The sequence below is a fragment of the Streptomyces sp. NPDC005263 genome, assembly GCF_042872365.1.
Taxonomy (GTDB): Bacteria; Actinomycetota; Actinomycetes; order Streptomycetales; family Streptomycetaceae; genus Streptomyces.
Map to the genome: position 1 here is coordinate 468,721 of NZ_JBIAKJ010000004.1, position 21,141 is coordinate 489,861.

Consider the following 21,141-nt stretch of genomic DNA (forward strand, 5'->3'; position numbering starts at 1 on the left):
AACTCACGACGCCATACGCACATTTGAGCGAGGGTCACCAGATCTACACGAACGCGCGTGGGATCCGGCCCGGCGGCCCGCTGGGCGCGTCCGGATCCGGATCCGAGGGGTGCCCGAGCCCTACGGCGTGGGCAGCGCGACCGGGCCGCCGGTGCGCAGGGACTCGTAGGCGGCGAGGACGACGCGCAGGGTGCGCAGGCCCGACTCGCCGTCGGGGGACGGTCGTCGGCCGGTGCGTACGGCGTCGAGGAACTCGTCGAGCATGGCGGCGTCCAGGTCGGCGCCGCCCGCCTCCCAGCGGTCGCGGCCGGTGCGGGAGTCGAAGCCGCCGAGCAGCCGGGGGAAGGCGTCGAACTCCACGATCGCCTTCTCGGCGACGCAGGTCATGGCGAGGCCGCCCCAGGTCGGGTGGTCCGGGGGGTGGCTCCAGCTGGCGTCCACCGCGGTGACCAGCCCGCTGGGGTACCGGATGGTGACGAGCCCCGCGGTCTCGACGGCCGGGGTGGGGCCGCCGTCGTCCAGGATGCGGTTGGCCTGGGCGTACACCTCCGCCGCCTGCTCGCCGTCCAGCAGGGCGTCCACCAGGTCGGCGATGTGGACGGTGTGGTCGGCCAGCGCACCGCCGCCCGCCAGTTCCGGGTCGGCGAACCAGGAGTGCGAACGGGCCGGGTTCGAGCCGTTGTTGGCTCCGTGGACGCTGACCAGCCCGCCGAGCGAGCCGTCCGCCAGGGCGCGGCGCAGGGCGGTGAACGCGGGGCTGAACCGCACCGGGTAGGCGGTCATGAGGGCGACCCCGGCGTGCGCGCAGGCGTCGATCATGGCGCGGGCGTCCGCCTCCGTCGTCGCGAGGGGCTTCTCGCACAGTACGTGGGCCCCGCTCGCGGCGGCCCGTTCGACCAGGTGCCGGTGGCGGGCGTTCTCGCTGGTGACCACCACGGCGTCGGGGCGCGACGCGAAGACCTCGTCCCAGCTGTCGGCGTGGTCGACGCCGAGGTGTTCGGCGAGGGCCCGGCCGCGGGTGGGGTCGCCGGGCGGGGCGTCGGGGTCCGCGGTGATCAGTTCGACGCCGTCGCGGTCGCGCAGCAGCCTGATGTAGGTCGCCGCGTGCAGATGGGCGAAGGACAGTACGGCGACTCTCACTGGGCGGTCCTCTCCGTGGTCACGGTCGTGGTGCGGGGGCCGAGTTCGACGGCCCGCCCGGTGCGGGCGGACTCCGCCGCGGCCTGCGCGATGCGTACGGCGGCCACACCGTCCCGGCTGCTCACCCGTGGGCGCGGGCCGCCCGTGAACGCGTCGGCGAACTCGCGGATCTGGGTGAGGTAGGGCGACTCGCCGAAGTCGCCGTCGGGTATGCCGTCCGCCGGGTCGCCCGTCGCGCGGCCGGTGATCCGCAGATCGAGGTGGGCCTGGGAGTCGTGGTCGACGGTGCCGCCGGTGCCCGACACGTGGAAGGTGGTGCGGAACGGTGTCGCCGGCGGGCCCCACACCCCCACGACCTGCGTGATGGTGCCTCCCGCGTGGGTGAGTACGGCGGTACCGGTGGCGACCGATCCTTCCGGGGCGGGGGCGGTGAGATGCCCCTGCTGAAGGGCGTGGACCCGTACGACGTCGCCGAAGATCCAGCGGGCGATGTCCATGTCGTGGATCATCTGGTCGGCCAGGATCCCGCCGGACCGCGCCGGGTCGGCGAACCAGCCGCTCCAGGTGGGGTAGCGGCCGGTGCGGGTGAACCGGGCGACCGCCACCCGGCCGAGGCCGCCGCCCGCGACGAGGTCCCGCAGCCGGGCGTAGGCGGGGAAGAACCGCACGACGTGCCCCGGGTACAGCCGCACCCCGGCCGCCTCGGCCGCGTCGGCCATCTCCTCGGCGTCGGCCGCGCTGAGCGCCAGCGGCTTCTCGCACAGGATGTGGGCACCGGCCGCGACGGCGGCCAGCGTGATCTCCCGGTGGGTGTCGGTCGGTGTGCACACGTCCACCACCTGGGCGCCGGCGATCGCCTCGCGCAGCGAGCCCACGCAGCTCGCGCCGAACTCGCGGGCCAGGGCGGGGGCGCGGCTGTCGGGCGCGTAGACGCGTATCCGCGCGCCCAGGGCGACCCACGCGGGCAGATGAGCGCGGGCGATGCCGCCCGCGCCGATCAGCGCGACTTCTAGTTCTGCCATGGAATTCTCCGACCTCCTGTGTGGTCCGCTCTTCTGCGGTCAGCCGGTGTGTGTCGGCCCGTGTGTGTCGGCCCGTGTGTGTCGGCCCGTGTGTGTCGGCCCGTGTGTGTCGGCCCGTGTGTGTCGGCCCGTGTGTCGGCCCGTGTGTCGGCCCGTGCGTGGTCAGCCCTTGAGGGCGCCGCTGAGCACGCCGCTGATGAAGTGCCGCTGGAAGAACAGGTAGACGAGCACCACCGGGCCGATCACGATCAGGGTGGCCGCGGCGAGCAGCGGTACGTCGACGCCGAACTGCCCGGTGAAGAAGCCCAGTCCGGCGGGGGCGGTGCGGCGGGTCGGGTCCTGGATCAGGATGAGCGGGAGCAGGAACTGGTTCCAGCTCCAGACGAAGTACAGGACGCCCAGGGTGGTCACCGCGGGGCGGGAGCTGGGCAGCAGGATCCGCCAGAGCGTCGCCCACGACGAGGCGCCGTCGAGCCGTGCCGCTTCGATGAGGCTGCGCGGCATGGTCGCGAAGTGGGCCCGCATCCAGAAGACCCCGAACGGCATGAACGCGCCGATCTCGGCGAGGGCCAGCCCCGGCACCGTGTTCGTCAGTCCCGCGGCGCGCAGGTCGTAGTAGAGCGGGATGACGGTGCCCTCGGTGGGGATGGACAGGCCGAGCAGCAGGTACGCGTAGAGCCGTCCCCGGCCGGGGACGTCCAGGGTGGCCAGCGCGTACCCGGCCAGGGTGGCGCAGATGACCGCGGCCGGCACCACGCACACCGCGATCACCACGCTCGAGCGCAGCAGCGTGCCGAAGCCCGCCGCGGACCAGGCGCGGGAGAAGTTCTCGAAGTGCAGCCCGTCCGGCAGGGCGAAGCCGGTCAGCGGGGCGCCCGCCGGCTGGAGCGAGGCCAGCAGCAGGGAGGCGAACGGTACGAGCACGGCGGCCATGAACAGCGCGAGCACCAGGGGCGCCGCCCATCGCCCGGTGAACGCTCTGGCGCCGGTGAGCGCCGCCCGGCCGGTGAGCGGCTCGGTGCCGGTGGGCGCGGTGGTGGACGAGGTCACGGTGCCTCCCTGGACAGCCGGTTGATCACCAGGACGGCGAGCGAGATGACCGCCGTCAACGCGATCGCCAGGGCGCTGGCCACACCGACCGCGCCGCCCCCGAAGGCCAGGCGGTAGATGAGGATGCCGGGCACGACGGTGTTGTTGCCCGGGCCTCCTCCGGTGGTGATGTAGATGAGGTCGAAACTGGACAGGGCGGCGATGACGGTGATGGACAGCGCCACCGCGAACTCCGGTCGCAGCAGCGGGACGGTGATCGACGTGAACTCGCGCACCGGGCCCGCCCCGTCCATCCGGGCGGCCTCGTAGATCTCCTGGTCGATGCGCTGGGTCCCGGACAGGAACAGCACCATGCACAGGCCGGAGACGACCCAGGTCCCGATCAGTCCGACGGCGGGCAGGGCCCAGGTGAAGCTGCCGAGCCAGGCGTCGGCGAGGTGGCCAAGACCGATCGCCCGCAGCGTCTGGTTGAGGACGCCGTCGTCGGCGTACACCCAGCGCCACAGGATGCCGACCGCGACCAGCGGGATGACCTGCGGCAGGAACAGCACCGTGCGGACCAGGCCGGTGCCCCGGCGTCCGGCCCGCCGGGACACGATCGCCGCCGAGACCAGCCCCACCGCGATCGGCAGGACGGAGAAGAACAGGATCAGCGCGCCGGCGTGCCAGGCGGCGGCGCGCAGCTGCGGATCGTCGGCGATACGGCGGTAGTTGTCGAGTCCGACGAAGGACGGGACGGTCACGCCGTCCCAGTCGAACAGCGAGAGGTAGGCGGTGTGCAGCAGCGGCAGTACGGCGAAGAGCGTGTACGGCAGCAGGGCCGGCAGCAGGTACAGCAACGCCACGGCCCGCCTGCGTCGGCGCCCGGACCGTAGCGTGCGGGGGTGGCGGCGGGCGGCGTGGTCCGGCCCGTGCTTCAGCGGCCGCGGGACGCCGGGAGCACGGGGGGTGCCGGATGCGCCGGGAACGCGGCCGGGATCGGTCAGTCGGTCGGCTGTGGTCATTTCTTGTGGTAGTTGTCGAAGTCCGTCTGCAGACCCGCGAGGAACTTGTCGGGGGTGACTTTGCCTCCGACGAGCAGTTGCAGCTGGGTGGTGAGGGTGTCGCCCATCGTCGGGCTGGAGGAGTTCTGGATGAACGGCTGCAGGCCGGCGTCCTTGACGATCGCCTGCCAGCCCGTCCGGACGTCGGCCAGCAGTCCGCTCTGGCTGGGCATGGCGCTCGCGTCGGGGGCCATGAAGCCCCCCTTGGCGATGATGGGGGCGGCCTGCGCGTCGGCGGCGAAGTCGAGGAAGGCGGCCGCCGCGGCGGCGTTGTGGGACTTGCTGGACACGCAGTAGTACACCCCGGCGCCGGTGGTGTGCAGCTTCCCGCCGGCGGTGACGGGCGGCATGTTGAAGTACCCGGCCCGTTCGCCCAGGCCCTTGGCGACCGCGGCCGCGGCCCAGTTGCCGCTGATCCGGAAGACGCCCCCGCCCTTGGCGAACGCGGCGGTGGCGTCGTTGTCGCTGACACCGTTGACCTTCGGGGTGACGTACCCCTTGTCCACCCACCGCTTGAGTGTCTCGGCGGCCTTCTTGGCCTCCGGCAGCACGATGGTGGCGCCCTGGTGTCCGAAGGCCCACGCCTCCCGGTCCTTGGGGCTCAGGTAGGCCGAGAGCAGCACGTTGAAGGGGTGGTTGAGTCCGCCGTCGAGGTTGCCGGCGACGAGCGCGGTCTCCCCGGCGGCCTTGGCCTTGGCGAACAGGGCCTCCAGCTCGTCCACGGTGGCCGGAGGGACGGTCAGGCCCAGCTTCTTGGCCTTGTCCTTGTTGTAGTAGACGCCCTCGAACGACAGGCCCGCTCCGACGCCGTACAGATCACCGGTGCCGACGGTCTTGCCGTCGGGGGTGAGGGTGATCTGGTCCAGGCCGGGGAACTTCTGCGCCCAGCCGTACTGCTGGCCGTATCCGTCGACCTTGAGCAGCAGCCGGCCGGGGATGAGGTTCTGCATGCCGGGGGTGAACTGGGCGATGTCGGGGGCGGTGTCGGCCGACATGGTGGTGTTGATGCTCTTGAGGTAGTCGTCCCAGCCGGTGTACTGGCGCTTGACGGTGATGTTGGGGTGCTTCGCGCGGAAGGCCGCCACCAGGCCCGGGGTCATGGTGGTGTCGTCGGCGTCGGCGACCAGCAGCGTGATCTTCTTGTCGGCCGGTACGGCGGTGGAGGCGGGGGCGGCGCTGCTCGGGTCGGACGACGAGGCGCCCGGGGTCAGATCACTGCACGCGGTGAGTGCCGCGGCGCCGAGCGCGCCGGTGGCCGTGAGGAAGGTACGTCTCGAAAGGGACGACGGTCTGGGGCTCATGAGGTCTCCCGGGCGTGGCGGGACAGCGGGAGCCGACGGCGGGGCCGGCGGCCAAGGGCGCGAGGAGCGCGCCGGGGATGACGCGAGGTGACGCGAGGAGTGACGCGAGGAAGTCGGGCGGCGGCGTGGACGGGCCGGGATCGCGGCGGGTCCTGCGGGCGGCGGATGTCCCAGCGGTCCGGGAGCGCGGTAGCGCCGTACCCTCATGCCGTGACAGTGCGCTAGTTCGATAAAGCAGTTGCGTTTTATAATCAGAGCGAGTCCGGTCCGCGTCAAGGACTCATGGCTGGATTGTTATCGTCGGGGCGGCCCGCGCCGGTCCCGTCGCACCACCGCGCGTGCCACTCCACAGGAGGTTGATCATTGGCCAGGTCCAGGGACCGCTCCCCGTCCACAGCTCCCGCCCCGCAGGCGCTGTGGCCGCTCAGCGGGCCGCCGGAGCCGAGGTCCCCCGCCGACGGGCTGCCCGCGGTGGTGGGCGTCGCGGACCTGCGCGCCACGAACGCCGCGGCCGTCCTGGCCGCCGTCCGTTCGACGGACCCGCACCCCCGCCTCTCCACCCTGGCCGAGGCGACCAGGCTCTCCCGTCCCACAGTTGAGGCGATCGTCGAGGAACTGACCGACCGCGGCCTCATCGAGGTCGCCCCGGCCGTCTCCGCCCGCGGCCAGCGCTCCCCCGGCCGCCCGGCCCGCCGGTTCCGGTTCCGGCCACACGCGGGCTTCGTCGTCGGCGTGGATGTACGGCCCCGGTCGGTGAGCGCCTGTCTGGCCGACCTCGACGGCCGGGCGGTGGCCGTCGAACGCAAGGCGGTCCGCGCCGACCTGGGCGGTCCGGCACGGGCCCGCGCGGTCGTCTCGGTGGTGCGCGGCGCGATCGACCGCGCCGGAGCCGACGCCCGGGTGTGGGCCGCGACCATAGGCACTCCCGGCCTGGTGGACCGGAGCAACACCCGTATCCGGCAGGCCGACAACCTCAAGGGCTGGGCCGAGGCGGACGTCGTCACCACCCTCCACGACGCGCTCGGCTGCCCGGTCGCCGTGGAGAACGACGCCAACCTCGCCGCGCTCGGCGAGCAGTGGCGCGGGGTCGGCGGCTCCGCCGACGAGATGGTCTTCGTACTGCTCGGCGAACGCCTCGGCGCCGGCGTCATCACCGGGGGGCGCCTGCTGCGCGGGCACCGCGGCGCGGCCGGTGAGATCGGCTTCATCCGCTTCCCCGGCAGCACCTCGTCACGGCCCGGCCTCGAACCCCTGGTCGCGGACGGCGGCACCCCGGACCGCAAGGACCCCGCTCGACACACAGGTGCCGACCTCGTCCGGGCCGCCGCCGAGGGGGATCCGCGGGCAGTCGCCGCCATCACCTCGTACGGGCGGCGACTGGCCGCCGGGATCGCCCCGGTACTGCTCGCGCTCGACCCGGCCCTGGTCGTCCTCGGCACCGGCCTCTTCGCCGATCCGGACCTGCTCCCGGCGGGGGAGATCCTGCTGAGGGCCACCGAGGAGGAAGCCGACAGCCTCCTCGTCGACCTGCCGCGGTGGCGGCTGTCCTCCCTGGGCGACGAGGCCGTGATCACCGGCGCGGTACGTTTCGCCCTCTCCTCCGTGGAAGAGGTGCTGCGCACCCGACCGACCCTCCTTCCGGCCCGGGGACGCTGAATCCAGCCACGGCTGCCATGGCAGCTGACATATACAAGCCATTCCCGCACACCTGTCCGACGATATGGGTATCAATCCTCAGAAAGGCGATTCAGCGGTCTCCCTGAGGAGGGATGCCATGGCCAAACGCCTGGTCATCTGTTGCGACGGAACCTGGAACCTCGCCGACCAACCGAGCAAGACCAACGTCGCCAAGGTCGCCCTGGCCGTCCGCCGCCGCTCCGCCGTGGGGACGGAGCAGCGCGTGTACTACCACGACGGCGTCGGCACCCGCCGGTTCGAACGCCTGCGGGGCGGTGCGTTCGGCGTCGGGCTGTCGCGGAACGTCACCGACGCCTACCGCTTCCTCGTCGAGAACTACGAGGTCGGTGACGCGCTGTACCTGTTCGGGTTCAGCCGGGGCGCGTTTACCGCCCGTAGCCTGGCGGGCCTGGTGCGCAACTCCGGCATCCTGCGCCGCGAGAACGCCGGGCGGCTGGAGCAGGCCTGGACCCTGTACCGCGACCGGACCGAGAAACCGACCGGCACGGCCTCGACGCTGTTCCGGCGGGCGTACTCGTACGAGACGGAGATCCGCTTCGTCGGGGTGTGGGACACCGTCGGCGCCCTCGGTATCCCGGCCCCCGGTCCCCGGTGGATGCAGCCGGCGGTGAACCTCGTGAACCGCCGCTGGGCCTTCCACGACACCCAACTCAGCACCTGGGTCAACGGCGCCTTCCACGCGCTGGCCATAGACGAACAGCGCACGGCGTTCCGGCCGACCCTGTGGCAGCAGCGTCCCGGCGCCGAGGAGCAGGGGCAGGAGCTGAAACAGGCGTGGTTCACGGGCGTGCACTGCGATGTCGGCGGTGGCTACCCGGAGACGGGCCTGTCCGACCTCACCCTGCTGTGGATGATCCAGCAAGCCCTCAGATACGGCCTCGAGTTCGACTGGGAGGTCCTCAGCGCGGCCGCTCCGGGCGGGCCGGACCCGGACAGGGGCGTCGACTTCCGCGTCAGTCCCGCCGTCACGGGCAAGCTGCACGACTCACGGACACTGCTGTACAAACTGAGCCCGCCCCTCCACCGGCCCATCGGGGCGGAGGCGGACGGCCAGGGCCGCATCGACGGGCGGGAGTACCTCTCCGCGACCGCCGAGGAACGCCACGCCGACCCGCTCGCCGACTACCATCCGCCGCGACTCGACGCCTATCTCTCCGACCATCGGAAGGTGAACCGCGAACCGGTGCCCCGGTCGGTCGCAGAGGTACGCGGTCCCTGAGGTCGGTCGCCGGCCGGGGTCCGGGCGGAAGGGCGACACCTCGCGGAGTTAGCATCCGCTGCATGACGACTGCAGACAGCAACGGTGCTTCCTCCTCTCCCCTCGACGTCGAGATCGGTGCCCTCACGGGTGGTTCCGCGGACCTCTCCCAGTACGCCGGCCAGGCCGTGCTGGTGGTGAACGTGGCCTCCAAGTGCGGGCTGACCCCGCAGTACACCGGGCTCGAGCGGCTGCACGAGCAGTACGCCGGCCGTGGCTTCACGGTGCTCGGGGTGCCCTGCAACCAGTTCCTCGGGCAGGAGCCCGGCAGCGCCGAGGAGATCGCCGAGTTCTGCTCGGCGACGTACGGCGTGACCTTCCCGCTGACCGAGAAGGCCGAGGTCAACGGGGAGGGCCGGCACCCGCTCTACGACCGACTGGTCGGCTTCGCCGACGCCGAGGGACACAGCGGGGACATCCGCTGGAACTTCGAGAAGTTCCTGATCGGCCGTGACGGCGAGGTCGTGGCGCGCTTCTCGCCGCAGACCGAGCCGGAGTCGGCGGAACTGGTCGCGGCCGTGGAGAAGGCGCTCGCCTAGGAACCTGTCCGGCCCCAGGGGCATGAGCCCCGGCAGCTGTTGACCTTGCCCCTGGGGCAGGGCGGAGCGTCCTCGTCGCCGGGCGGAAGAGCCGCCCGGCGACGGAGGATGATCCGGTGAACGACGAAGAGCTGCTCACCATCGGCGCGTTCGCGGCGCGGGCCCGCCTCTCGGCCAAGGCCCTGCGGCTGTACGACCGGCTCGGTCTGCTGGTCCCGGCGCACGTCGACGAGGTCAGCGGTTACCGCTACTACCGCGCCGGCCAGGTGGAACGCGCCCGGCTGGTGGCGATGCTGCGGCAGCTCGACATGCCGCTGGCGCGGGTCGCCGAGGTGACCGCGGCGGACGGTGCGCGGGCCGCGGACCGGCTGGCCGCGTACTGGGCGGACGTCGAGAGCCGGGTGGCCGCGCAGCGCACGCTCGTGGAGTACCTCCGTGGACGACTGTCGGGGAGGAGCTCCGAGATGTACGGGAAGTTCGTGGTCGAGACGGTGGACGTGCCGGCCCAGCTGGTGATCACCGAGAAGCGGCACACCCTGGCCGACGAGCTGCCGGCCTGGATCGGCGGATCGCTCGGGCGGCTGGAGGAGGCGGCCCGGGAGTGCGGGGGTGCGGCGGGGGTGCCGTTCGTCGTCTACCACTCCGAGGTGTCGATGGAGAGCGACGGTCCGGCCGAGTCCTGCGTGCCGGTGACCGACGAGGCGGCGGCCCGGACCTGGGCGGAGCAGCGGGGACGGGCCTGGCAGACGACGGTACGGGTGGAGCCGGCGGCGCGGCTGGCGTACACCCGGATCACCAAGGCGCAGGTGGCCCATCCGCAGATCCTGGCCGCGTTCGAGGCGGTGGAGGAGTGGATGGCGGCTCAGGGTCTGCGGCCGACGGGGCCGTGCCGTGAGGTGTACTTCGCGGACTGGGACGCGGCGGGCCCTGAGGACCCGGTGTGCGACGTGGCCTTCCCCGTGGGGTGAGGGGACTTGCGCCGTCGCCGGTCGGGCCGCGTGCCGGTCGGGCCGCGCGCCCGGTGCGGGCAGAGCCGAGCCCCCTCGGCAAGGACGGCGATCTGGTCGAGAGGGCTCGTGGCATGGTGCTTGTGTAGTTGTCGGTGACGCACTCGGCTCGGGAGCGGGACCAGAAGGAACCGCTCCCCTACGCCTTGACCGAGGCCACGAAGGCGTTCCACGCGTCCGCGGGGAACCTCACCTTGACCCCCTCGGGGCCGACCTTGGTGTCCCCCACGTCCAGCGACGTCTCAGTGGTCGACCTGACCATCACGCAGGCGCCGTTGTTGTTCGTGTAGGAGGACGTCAGCCACATTTCGGTGGCACCCAGGCGAATTGCCATGTTGTTTGCTCCGTAAGGCAGTAGCACTGTTCGGATTCCGCCAACCTTTACTGATCGTTGGCGTGATCGACGCTACTCGTCGCCCTCCCCCTACGGAGCAAGCGTTCACTCTTATGGGTGGCATATTCCAGGTGGGTCTTCCCAGGCGGTCCATGCCAGGTGTACTCTCCGGCGCTTCCGCCTGGAAAGGCTCAACCGGCGTACTCCCGGGCGTACTCCTTCGCCACGTCCTCGATCAGCTGACGCGACTGGTCGACGTTCAGTGCCTGGGCCCGCAGGTGCTCGTACATGACCGTGTACTTCTGCACGTCCTGCGCCTTCTCCAGGTACAGGTCGCTGGTGACGCCCTCCATGTACACCACGCTCGAGTCGGCCGCGTCGGCGAACTCCAGGATCGAGTACTGCCCGTTGATGCCGGGGTGCGCTCCCACCTCGAACGGCAGCACCTGCACGGTGATGTGCGGACGCTGGGACACCTCGGCCAGGTACTCCAGTTGTTCGCGCATCACCTGGCGGCTGCCCACGACGCGGCGCAGCGCCGCCTCGTCCAGCACCACCCACAGCCTGAGCGGTTCGCCCGCCGCGGCGATACGGTCCTGCCGCCGCAGCCTGACCTGCGCGCGCTTGTCGATCTCGGTGTCCGAGGTCTCCGGCGAACCGCCCCTGATGATGGCCTCGGCGTAGGCGCGGGTCTGCAGCAGGCCGGTGATGATCTGGGGCTCGTAGACCCTGAGCGACTCCGCGTCGGTCTCCAGACCGATGTAGACGCTGTACGGGATGTCCCCGAACGCGTGCCACCAGCCCTGTTGCCGGGAGTCCTTGGCCATCTGCATCAGCGACTCGACGATGCGCTGGTCCTCGACCTCGTAGACCCCGCACAGGTCACGGACGTCCCGCTGGCTGATGCTGCGCCGCCCGTTCTCCAGGCGGCTGATCTTCGACTGGGACACCAGCAGCCGCTCGGCGACTTCCTCGGCCGTCATGCCCTTGAGCTCACGGAGCCGGCGCAGCTCCTGGCCCAGCCGGCGTCGCCTGACAGTGGGATTGACATTGGACGCCACGGGACGTGCACCTCCGGCTGCGTGCCTCATACTTGCCACTTTGCGTATCTGCTGCTGAGCAGACTGCCACCAAGGTGCTTACTACCGCTGGGAAACAGTGGATATGCGCTGCGTGCACAGGGGTTGAGGCATTTTCGGCCGCCCCGCTCAGGGCCGTGTTCCCGCCCGGCGCCGGACATGCGGCCGCGCGGGGCGGCGGGCCCGTCCCGTCCGGTTCTGCGGACGTACGGTCCCGTCACCCCGCGCGGACCAGCGGCTCCCGGACCGGTCTGGGGACTGCGGTGCGGCGCTCGGCGGTGCGTGGTGCCCTGCGGTGGCGCCCTGGTGTGGCGCCTCGGTGCTGTAGGTCGTGCGGTGCCGTGGGACTGTGGCTCAGTGGGCCACGGCGCGCGCCATGGGTCCGCGGCGCGGTTGCATCGGAACGCCGTGTGCGGGTTCCGGTGCGGGCCTGGCTCCGGGGGCGACCTGTCGGCCGGCCGGTGCCGGGTTGCGGCGCGGCTGGACCGCGACGCCGTTCTGGACGTCCATCACGGCGTGCGCGACGAGACCGCCCATGGGGTCGTGCCTGATGAGATCCCTGAGCCGGGAGCGGGAGGACCGCCCCTCGTTCCCCGGGTACAGATGCTTGCCGAGGCCCACCGCGTGCGCCAGTGCGGCGAGTGCTGCGGTCCGCGGGTCCGGCGGGACGCCGGTGCGGATCGCGGAGTCCAGTCGGGATCTGATCTCCCGGCTGATCTCGGTTTCCGTCGCCTGGTAGCGAGTCGTCGGCAACACCCCGCACATCTGGCCCGCCACGGCATGCACCATGCCGCACCGCTCCAGATACGAGAGGTAGGTCTGGCGCAGCCCGAGACGCGGCCCGCCAATCCAGTGGACGGCCCGTACAGGAGCGCCACGCCTTCGCAGCAACTCCAACGCGCAGTCCAGTGTTGGATCTCCAGTCGGCCGTGGGGACACCACGGCGATACGATCCCCGTCTGGGGCTATCCGTCCGGCCAGCGCCAGCTCCACTAGCTGTGCTCCGGCCAGACCAAGGTCGAGCGACTGCGGCTGTGCGGTGGTACCCGTGGTCGGGTCCAACGCCAGCAACAGCAGCTCCTCCGGAATGGTTCTGCGGCTCCTGCCCATCCATGCCTCCCCGCGTGGATGAATGACAGGGTGACCCCTCTCACATTGGTCTGTCGAGGGTGCGTTACCTGTTTGTGAGGGAACCGGTAGGTATGTCGTTCTCGTCTACCGGTTCGGTCAAGACCGTACACAGGACACTGGTACACGGTCCGGTCATCGCCTCAAAGCGGTGTCACGGGCGGCTGTTCACGGTTCGGTAGCCACGCGGACGACGCGTGGCACAGGAGGAGGCATCGGTGGCGGGCGAGTCCCCCGACAGGTCGAAGCAGCACGAGTCGTCGGCAGAACCGACGTCGGGGAGTGCGGGTCCGGTTCCCGAAGCCAGGAACGAGACGAGAAGGCCCCGCGACCCGCGGCTGTCCATGTCCCGCGAATCGGCCCCGGAGGCCCGCGGCGGCGTGGACACGGCGACGCGGGTGTTGTCGATCCCAGAGCTCGAGGAGGCCACTGAGAGGGCCGTGGAGGCCTCGGAGGCCACACTGGAGCCCCCTGAGGCGTCCGAGACCCCCGCGGACGCCTCAGGCCCCGGCAAGGCCGGAGAGGCCGGGAGCACGGACGGGGCGCCGGCCGGTTCTGGCGGAGACGACGACTCGAAGGCGCCCGAGGGGGCCGACACCGACGCGGATGCGACGGACGCCGACGGTGACGGGGGCGGCGGCTCTGAGCCCGAGGACACCCCGGACGCGGCGGACGCCGACTCGTCGCCCTCGGCGGCCTCGGACGCCCCCGACGGCGACGACGAGGCCGGCGGGGCGGGAGACGCCCGCCTCCGGGAAGCAGTGGCCGCCTGGGTGGCCTCGGCGGACGAGGAGCCCGCGACGGACACTGCGGACACGGCGGACGCGACGCATACTGACGCGAAGGCCGACAAAGCGGACGACGACGGTGCCGAGGAAGCCGACGACGCGACCGACGCTTCGGACGCTTCGGACGCTTCGGACGCTTCGGACGCGGACAACGCCACGGACACGGAGTCGGAGTCCGACTCGGATGGGCCCGAGGTCGAGCCCGAGGCCGAGGCGGAAACCGACGCGTCCGACGCACCTGACGCAGACAGCGCCAAGGACGAGCCCGAGGTCGAGGCCGAGGCGGAAGCCGAGGTTGAGCCGGGTGACGAGGCCGAGGAGGCCGACGCCACCGCCGACGCGTCCGACGCACCTGACGCGGACGCAAACGCAAACCCCGCAACGGACTCGGACGACTCCCCGGCCGCCGAGAAGACCACCGACGGCGATGGCGACGGCGACAAAGCCGACCCCGCCGACAAGGCCCCCGCTTCCGACAAGCCCTACGTCGATCAGCCCACCGCCGTCTTCAAGGCCCCACGCCCCTCCGCGCCCGCCGTGGACCAGCCCACGACCATGTTGAAGCTCGGCGACGCGGCCAGGGCCCAGGACCCCGAGGACAAGGCCCCGAAGGACCAGGAACCCAAGGACAAGGTCTCCGAGGACCAGGCCCCCGAGGACCCCAAGGCCAAGGACGCCGACGCCAAGGACGCCGACGCCAAGGCCCCCGAGACCGACGCCGAGCGGACCAGCACCTTCGTCGCGCTCAAGACGTTGGACGACCCCTCCGTGCGCAAGCCGAGGGCCGCCGACGCCACCACCGCGCTGCCGCGGGTGACCAAGCAGCCGCCCGCCGACGCCACCGCGCCCGTGCCGCAACTCGGGCCGGAGCGGACGACCCAGCAGCCGCTGCCGCCGAAGCCGCCGTTGGACCTGCTGGCGGAGCTGACGAACACGCCGCCGCCCCCGGACACGCCGGTCCGCACGGCCATCCGCCGGGTCAAGATCTGGACCCCGCTGGCCCTGCTGCTCATCGTGATCCTCGCGGTCGCACAGGCCGTACGCCCGCTGCCGACGCCCGAGCTCCAGCTCACCGCCTCGGACAGCTACACCTTCAAGGGCGACAAGGCCGACATGCCCTGGCCGTCCGCCGGCCAGGCCGCCCTGGACGTGCAGGGCATCGGCAGCTTCGGCTCGTCCGGCGAGCAGAAGCCGGAGCCGATCGCCAGCGTCGCGAAGGTCATGACCGCCTACATCATCCTGCGCGACCACCCGCTGAAGAGCGGCGCCGACGGCCCGAAGATCAAGATCGACCAGGCCGCCCAGGACCAGTCGAACGCCGGCCAGGAGTCGACCGTCGACGTGACCAAGGGCGACTCGCTGTCCCAGCGTGAGGCGTTGGAGAGCATTCTGATCGCATCTGCGAACAACGTCGCGCGGCTGCTGGCCCGCTGGGACTCCGGATCGGAGAAGTCGTTCGTCACCAAGATGAACGACACCGCCAAGGGCCTCGGCATGACCCACACGACGTACACCGACCCCTCGGGCCTGAACAACACCACCGTGTCCACGGCCGTGGACCAGGTGAAGCTGGCCAAGAAGGCGATGGACGAGCCCGCCTTCCGGGAGGTGTCCGCGATGATGTCGTACGTCGACTACAAGGGCACCAAGCACGACAACTGGAACCGCCTGGTCGGCTCCAACAACGTCGTCGGCATCAAGACCGGCACCACCACCTCCGCCCTCGGCAACCTCGTCTTCGCGGCGAAGAAAGAGGTGAACGGCGAGGTCCGACGGGTCGTCGGCGCCGTGGTGCGGCAGCCGGAGGGCGGTGCGGACAACACCATCCTCGGGGGTGCGCTGGACGCGGGCGACAAGCTCATCCGGGCCGCGCAGGGAGCGCTGGAGTCCGCGACGATCCTGAAGAAGGGGGACGTCGTGGGGTACGTGGACGACGGTCTCGGCGGCCGTACGCCGGTCGTCACCACGAAGGACGTCACGGCCGTCGGCTGGGCGGGCCTCACGGTCAAGCTGACGTTCGCCGCCGACGAGCTGCCGCACACCGCGAAGGCCGGCGCCAAGGTGGGCACGCTCACCGTCGGTGACGGCACCGGCAACGCGGTCAAGGTTCCGGTCGCGCTCCAGCAGGAGCTCGTGGAGCCGGGCGTCGCCGACAAGTTGACGCGTCTCGGCTGATCCGGACGGAGAAGTGACGCCGCCGCACCCCGCCGACCGGAACCCGTCCCGGTTCCGGTCGGCGGGGTGCGTGCTAGCGTCACGAGACGGGGTAGGCGCCGCTGACGGGACGCGGCCGAGAACAGAAGACGGGACACCACGGGGAGTGCCTTCAGGTGGCCACAGCGGAGCCGACACGCGCCGACGACACCGACCCGGGCCAGGGGGTCGGCCCGCGAATACGGCTGCCCGCGCACCCGGGCGACGACCACGCTCGAACCGACACCCACGCCCACTCCGACACCGGCGCTGACACCATCACCAGCACCAGCACCGAGACCGGCGACAACGACGGCACCCGCGACCGCGCTGAGGGCGCCCCGGTCGAGGACGGCCCGCCGCCGTCCCGGTTCGCCGCCGCCTTCGCCACCCTTCGCGCGTGGGGCCGACGCCGCCCGGTCCTGTTCATCACCGCCCTCGCCGGCGTGCTGCACATCGCCTGGTTCTTCATCTTCGCGAACAGCGGTGGCGACCTCGCCGCGCAGGACGCCTGGGCGGAGTTCGTCGGCCGGCACCCGGACTCGGCCTACAACCTGGCCTGGTACGGCGGTATGCACCCGGTGTCGTACAGCGTGGTGTCGCCGTATCTGATGTCGGTGCTCGGCGTCCGTACCACGATGATGATCGCGGGGACGCTCTCGGCGGGCCTGCTGATGCTGGTCCTGGTGCGCAGCCGGCCGGTGCGCAAGCCGTTGTGGCCGGCGCTGGCCGGGGTCTTCGCCCTCCTGTGCAACGCGATCTCGGGGCGGGTGACGTTCGGGCTGGGCACGATGTTCTCGCTGGGCGCGGTCGCCGTCGTGTTCTGCTGGCCGCACCGCTGGCGCTACAAACGGTGGGCGAAGGCCCTGTGCGCGGCGCCGCTGGCCGCGCTGGCCACGATGGCGTCGCCGGTCGCGGGACTGTTCGTCGGGCTGGTGGCGGTCGCGCTGTTCCTGCAGAAGCGGCGGCCGGGCGCGTGGGCGCTGGGGCTCGCGCCGGCTGCCGTCGTGGCGGTGTCGGCGTGGCTGTTCCCGTTCTCCGGCACCCAGCCGATGTCGTTCTTCTCGACGCTGCTGCCGCTGGCGTGCTCGGCCGCCGTGTACACCGTGGTCCCGCGCGAGTGGACGACCGTACGGATCACGTCGGCCGTGTACGGGCTGTCGGTACTGCTGGTGTGGCTGGTCAGCTCCCAGATCGGGTCCAACATCACGCGGCTGCCGATGCTGTTCGCGGGGGTCGTGCTGCTGGCGGCGCTGCCGTTCACGGAGCCACGCTCCCGCAAGTGGTACACGCTCGTGCTGGCCTTCACCGGCTTCACCGTGTGGATCGGCTTCAAGACGATCGACGACATCATCCACACCACCCCGGCGGCGTCCTGGGCGCGTGAACTCGCGCCGCTGGTCAACGAGCTCCAGGAGGTCGGCGCGGAGAAGGGCCGGGTGGAGGTCGTGCCCGCCCGCTCCCACCGGGAGGCCTCCGCGCTCGCGCCCTATGTGAACCTGGCCCGCGGCTGGAACCGGCAGGCCGACATGGAACGCAATCCGCTCTTCTACGACGACACCCTCAACTCAGCGAACTACCACGACTGGTTGCAGCGCTGGGCCGTGCACTTCGTCGTGCTCCCCAAGGACGAGCCGGACGGTGACGGCGGCCAGCGGGAGCGGCAGCTGGTGCAGCGCGGGATGCCGTACCTGCGGCAGATCTGGGGCGACGCCAACTGGCAGCTGTTCCAGGTGACCGACCCGGCGCCGCTCGCCGAGCCGAACGCGAGGGTGGACCGGGCCGCGCAGGGTGAGCTGACCATGGAGGTGGCGAAGGCGGGGCGCATCCTCATCCGCATCCCGTACTCGCCGTGGCTGAGCATCGTCGACGCCGAGGGCAACAAGCTGAAGCCGCCGCAGGAGACGGACGCGTCGAAGGAGCGGGGCGACGGCGAGCCGAAGTCGTACGACAACGTCAACGGGTGCCTGATGGAGACCGCGGAGGACTCCGAGGGCGACAAGTGGACGATGCTGCTCGCCCCGCGGGCGGGGACGTATCGGCTGGCGGCGCCCTACACGCTGCCACGGGGCACTCCGTGCCCCGACGAGTTGAAGTGATCGGCGCCCGTCAGCGCAGCCGGTCCACGTACCGGTCCGTGCCCGGGACCGTCGGGACGAACGGTGCCAGCAGCTCCACCCTGCCCAGCCCCGACTCCCCCACCGCCTCCTCGAGCCCGCCGAAGTACCCCTCCCAGCACTCCCGAGGGTCCGTCTCCAGGAACCACAGCAGGGTCAGCCGGGTGTCGACGCCCTCGACCTGCTTGACGTACGTCATGCGGTCGCCGGGGAGCGGGGTGGGCCGGAAGACGGTCACCATCGCCGTCGGTGAGCCGGCGACCCGCTTCGGGAGGTGACGGGACACCAGCCACTCCAGCAGCCGCGTCCGCTGCTCGGCGGATTCCGCGTCGACGACCTGGAGGACCAGCCCGGCGTAGGGGTGGTCGAGGGCGTGGAAGTCGCGGGGGCCCGCCGCGCCGTCCCGGTACACCGTCGCCTCGTGGTCCTGGAACGCGGTGAAGACGTGGGTGCGGTCCCGGTAGACGCGGCCGTCGCGGTTGAGGCGCTTGTTGATGCCGACCGTCCAGCGCATGTGGTCGTCGTAGCGGCCCTCGGTGACCCAGTACGTGGAGAGGTAGCAGCCCGCGGTGACCGGCTCGGCGACGGCCGACTTCTCCGGGCGGCGCAGGAGTTGCAGGTCCCGGGTCGCGACCCAGCGGCGGCCGGCGAACATCCAGGGCATCGCCATCGCGCCGGCGTAGTAGTGGTCGTCCTCGTACCAGCGGTTGTACGCGTACTCGTGACCCGGGTGCGGCTCGACCATGGTGATCAGGGCGTGGCCGGGGTGGACCCCGTACGGTCCTACGGCGGCCAGTTCGGCGTACGTCTCGCTGCGGGTGTCCTCGGGCATGGGCACTCCCCTTCCGCCTTCCCTTCCGTCCTCCTGCGGTCGTCCCTACTCTGACGCCCCGTCAGATGATTGGCCAGAGGCAGGGAGGACACCGATGTCACTGCTCACCGGAAAGACCGTCGTCGTGTCGGGAGTCGGCGCCGGGCTGGGTCACCAGGTCGCGGCGGCCGTCGTACGGGACGGCGGGAACGCGGTGCTCGGCGCGCGCACCGAGGCGAACCTCGCGAAGAGCGCGGCCGAGATCGATCCGGACGGGGCGCACACGGCGTTCCGGGCGACGGACATCACCGACGAGGGACAGTGCGAGGCGCTGGCCGGGTTGGCGCGGGAGCGGTTCGGGCAGATCGACGGAGTGATCCATGTGGCGGCGTGGGACAGCTACTTCGGCGGACTGGAGGACGCCGACTTCACCACCTGGCAGTCGGTGATCGACGTGAATCTGCTGGGGTCGCTGCGGATGACCCGGGCCTGTCTGCCGGCACTGAAAGGGGGCGGCGGGTCGGTGGTGTTCATCGGTACGCAGTCGGCGGTGGCGGCGCCGTCCCAGGTGCGGCAGGCGGCGTACGCGGCGTCGAAGGGGGCGCTGACCAGCGCGATGTACTCGTTGGCGCGGGAGCTCGGGCCGTACCGGGTACGGGTCAACACCGTGCTGCCGGGCTGGATGTGGGGGCCGCCGGTCCAGGCGTACGTGCGGTTCACGGCGCACACGGAGGGGGTACCGGAGAGCGAGGTCCTGGCACGGCTGACGGAGCGGATGGCGTTGCCCGAGCTCGCCTCGGACGCGGATGTGGCGGACGCGGCGGTGTTCCTGACGTCGGATCGGGCACGTGCGATCACCGGGCAGTCGCTGCTGGTCAACGCGGGGGAGTTGATGCGCTGACCTGATCGTTTCCAGCCAATCCCAGGTTCACATACTTGGACGTGGGCCATCACTCCGAACTTTTTTACGCGCTCTTGGCCTTCCCCGCGCTTGCCGTGGGCATGCCCACCAACCCAGAGTTCACATGCCTGACCCTGGCGGCGGACCCTGGAAGGAGGCCCATGAACAGTCTCGACTGGGCCGTGCTCATCGGCTACTTCGGCGTGATGGTCGCGATCGGTATCTGGTCGCACAAGCGAGTGGACAACGTCAGCGACTTCTTCACGGCCGGTGGCAAGATGCCGTGGTGGCTGTCCGGCATCTCCCACCACATGTCGGGCTACAGCGCGGTGATGTTCACCGGCTACGCGGGCATCGCCTACACCTACGGCGTGACGTCCTTCGTCACCTGGTCCTTCCCGATCGCGCTCGGCATCGCGATCGGCTCGAAACTCTTCGCGCCGCGCATCAACCGGCTGCGCTCACGGTTACATGTGGCCTCCCCGCTGGAGTACCTGAAGAACCGGTACGACCTGAAGACCCAGCAGGCCCTCGCCTGGTCCGGGATGCTGCTGAAGATCGTGGACGTGGGCGCGAAGTGGGCCGCGATCGCGACCCTGCTGTCCGTGTTCACCGGTATCTCGCTCAACCAGGGTATCCTCATCACCGGCGCCATCACGGCCGTGTACTGCACGATCGGCGGCCTGTGGGCGGACGCGCTGACCGAACTCGGCCAGTTCATCATCCAGTTGCTGGCCGGCGTCTCCATGTTCGTCGCGGTCGTACTGAAGCTGAACGACAAGGGCATCAGCTTCTTCGGCGCCTGGGACGAGCCCGCCCTGCAGGGCCACGGCAAGCCCCTGGTCGGCCCCTACGGCACCGTCTTCCTGCTCGCCTTCCTCTTCATCAAGCTCTTCGAGTACAACGGCGGCATGCTCAACCAGGCCCAGCGGTACATGGCCACCGCCAGCCCGCGGGAGGCCGAGCGCTCGGCACGCCTGTCCGCGGCGCTCTGGCTGATCTGGCCGGTTGTCCTCTTCTTCCCGATGTGGATGTCCCCGCTCCTGGTCCACGCCCAGAAGCCGGACGGCTCCGACTCCTACGGCCTGATGACCGAACAGCTCCTCCCTCACGGCCTGTTGGGCCTGGTCATCGTCGGCTTCTTCTCGCACACCATGGCGATGTGCTCCTCCGACGCCAACGCCATCGCGGCGGTCTTCACCCGGGACGTGGCCCCGGTGCTGTCGTCGCGGGCCCGGACGTGGGACTCACGCTCCGGCCTGATCGCGGCCCGGGTGACCACCGTCGTCTTCCTCGGCCTGTCCATGGCGGTGGCGACTCAGGTCAACTCCCCCGCGTTCAAGGACATCATCACCGTCGTCATCAAGTGGGTCGCCGGCCTGATGGGCCCGATCGCGATCCCGATGATGCTGGGCCTGCTGCGCCCGTTCCGTCGCTCCGGCCCCACCGCCGCGCTCACCAGCTGGTCGATGGGCCTGCTCGCCTTCTGGCTGGTCAACTACCCGATCAACTGGAACGTCGACGGCGGCGTCCCGCTCGAGTACCAGGTGTCCATCCCGCTGGCCGTCTCCCTGACCCTCTACATCCTGATCGGGTTCCTGAAGCCCGAGGACACCGCGGAACGCCTCGTGATCATCGAGAAGGTCAACACGGACGGGGACAGCGCGGCGGCGATTCCGACTCCGGCGGACCCCATGGACGACGCGGTACGGATGGCCAAGGACTGACGGTC

17 protein-coding genes are annotated in these 21,141 nt (G+C 71.0%); 8 read left to right on the forward strand and 9 right to left on the reverse strand.

Annotated features, from left to right (window positions below):
• Positions 1–120: 120 nt before the first annotated feature.
• From ACFYRY_RS20620 to ACFYRY_RS20640, 5 genes are all read right to left on the reverse strand, one after another.
• The gene (locus ACFYRY_RS20620; RefSeq protein ID WP_389147288.1) at positions 121–1,140 is read right to left on the reverse strand and encodes a Gfo/Idh/MocA family protein; all 1,020 of its coding nucleotides are present in this window, start codon (positions 1,138–1,140) and stop codon (positions 121–123) included.
• Positions 1,137–2,162 (reverse strand): Gfo/Idh/MocA family protein, encoded by a 1,026-nt coding sequence (locus tag ACFYRY_RS20625; RefSeq protein ID WP_389147291.1) that lies wholly within the window; start codon positions 2,160–2,162, stop codon positions 1,137–1,139. Before ACFYRY_RS20625 ends, ACFYRY_RS20620 begins: the two co-directional genes overlap by 4 nt.
• A gap of 162 nt (positions 2,163–2,324) precedes the next feature.
• Positions 2,325–3,212 (reverse strand): carbohydrate ABC transporter permease, encoded by an 888-nt coding sequence (locus ACFYRY_RS20630; protein WP_389147294.1) that lies wholly within the window; start codon positions 3,210–3,212, stop codon positions 2,325–2,327.
• Positions 3,209–4,216 (reverse strand): carbohydrate ABC transporter permease, encoded by a 1,008-nt coding sequence (locus tag ACFYRY_RS20635; RefSeq protein ID WP_389147297.1) that lies wholly within the window; start codon positions 4,214–4,216, stop codon positions 3,209–3,211. Before ACFYRY_RS20635 ends, ACFYRY_RS20630 begins: the two co-directional genes overlap by 4 nt.
• A complete protein-coding gene (locus ACFYRY_RS20640; RefSeq protein WP_389147301.1) occupies positions 4,213–5,556 on the reverse strand; it encodes an ABC transporter substrate-binding protein in 1,344 nt (447 codons plus the stop codon). The genes ACFYRY_RS20635 and ACFYRY_RS20640 overlap by 4 nt, the downstream gene beginning before the upstream one ends.
• A 363-nt stretch (positions 5,557–5,919) precedes the next feature.
• Here ACFYRY_RS20640 and ACFYRY_RS20645 point away from each other — a divergent pair, with 363 nt between their 5' ends.
• From ACFYRY_RS20645 to ACFYRY_RS20660, 4 genes are all read left to right on the forward strand, one after another.
• Positions 5,920–7,212, forward strand: a complete 1,293-nt coding sequence (locus tag ACFYRY_RS20645; RefSeq protein ID WP_389147304.1) for an ROK family protein — start codon at positions 5,920–5,922, stop codon at positions 7,210–7,212.
• Positions 7,213–7,330: 118 nt separating this feature from the next.
• Positions 7,331–8,473 (forward strand): DUF2235 domain-containing protein, encoded by a 1,143-nt coding sequence (locus ACFYRY_RS20650; protein ID WP_389147307.1) that lies wholly within the window; start codon positions 7,331–7,333, stop codon positions 8,471–8,473.
• A gap of 62 nt (positions 8,474–8,535) precedes the next feature.
• On the forward strand, positions 8,536–9,051 hold the full coding sequence (locus ACFYRY_RS20655; protein WP_389147310.1) for a glutathione peroxidase: 516 nt from the start codon (positions 8,536–8,538) through the stop codon (positions 9,049–9,051).
• Between the two features lie 116 nt (positions 9,052–9,167).
• Positions 9,168–10,019, forward strand: coding sequence for a MerR family transcriptional regulator (locus ACFYRY_RS20660; protein WP_389147313.1), 852 nt, complete (start codon positions 9,168–9,170; stop codon positions 10,017–10,019).
• Between the two features lie 178 nt (positions 10,020–10,197).
• On the opposite strand, the gene ACFYRY_RS20665 is transcribed toward ACFYRY_RS20660, so the two are convergent.
• The 3 genes from ACFYRY_RS20665 to ACFYRY_RS20675 form a co-directional block, all read right to left on the reverse strand.
• Positions 10,198–10,392, reverse strand: coding sequence for a DUF397 domain-containing protein (locus ACFYRY_RS20665; RefSeq protein WP_389147316.1), 195 nt, complete (start codon positions 10,390–10,392; stop codon positions 10,198–10,200).
• 191 nt (positions 10,393–10,583) lie between these two features.
• Complete coding sequence (locus ACFYRY_RS20670) at positions 10,584–11,453, reverse strand: helix-turn-helix domain-containing protein (RefSeq protein WP_389147319.1); 870 nt, start codon at positions 11,451–11,453, stop codon at positions 10,584–10,586.
• A gap of 372 nt (positions 11,454–11,825) precedes the next feature.
• Positions 11,826–12,581, reverse strand: coding sequence for a GPP34 family phosphoprotein (locus ACFYRY_RS20675; RefSeq protein ID WP_389147322.1), 756 nt, complete (start codon positions 12,579–12,581; stop codon positions 11,826–11,828).
• 362 nt (positions 12,582–12,943) lie between these two features.
• Here ACFYRY_RS20675 and ACFYRY_RS20680 point away from each other — a divergent pair, with 362 nt between their 5' ends.
• Positions 12,944–15,562, forward strand: coding sequence for a D-alanyl-D-alanine carboxypeptidase (locus tag ACFYRY_RS20680; protein ID WP_389147325.1), 2,619 nt, complete (start codon positions 12,944–12,946; stop codon positions 15,560–15,562).
• A 155-nt stretch (positions 15,563–15,717) separates the two neighbouring features.
• On the forward strand, positions 15,718–17,679 hold the full coding sequence (locus ACFYRY_RS20685) for an MFS transporter (protein WP_389147328.1): 1,962 nt from the start codon (positions 15,718–15,720) through the stop codon (positions 17,677–17,679).
• 10 nt (positions 17,680–17,689) lie between these two features.
• On the opposite strand, the gene ACFYRY_RS20690 is transcribed toward ACFYRY_RS20685, so the two are convergent.
• Positions 17,690–18,529: a hypothetical protein gene (locus ACFYRY_RS20690; protein WP_389147331.1), complete on the reverse strand. Its 840-nt coding sequence runs from the start codon at positions 18,527–18,529 to the stop codon at positions 17,690–17,692.
• Between the two features lie 94 nt (positions 18,530–18,623).
• On the opposite strand from ACFYRY_RS20690, the gene ACFYRY_RS20695 reads away from it, so the two are divergent.
• Positions 18,624–19,409, forward strand: coding sequence for an SDR family oxidoreductase (locus tag ACFYRY_RS20695; protein ID WP_389147334.1), 786 nt, complete (start codon positions 18,624–18,626; stop codon positions 19,407–19,409).
• A 161-nt stretch (positions 19,410–19,570) separates the two neighbouring features.
• Positions 19,571–21,136, forward strand: coding sequence for a sodium:solute symporter family protein (locus tag ACFYRY_RS20700; protein WP_389147337.1), 1,566 nt, complete (start codon positions 19,571–19,573; stop codon positions 21,134–21,136).
• Positions 21,137–21,141: the final 5 nt, after the last annotated feature.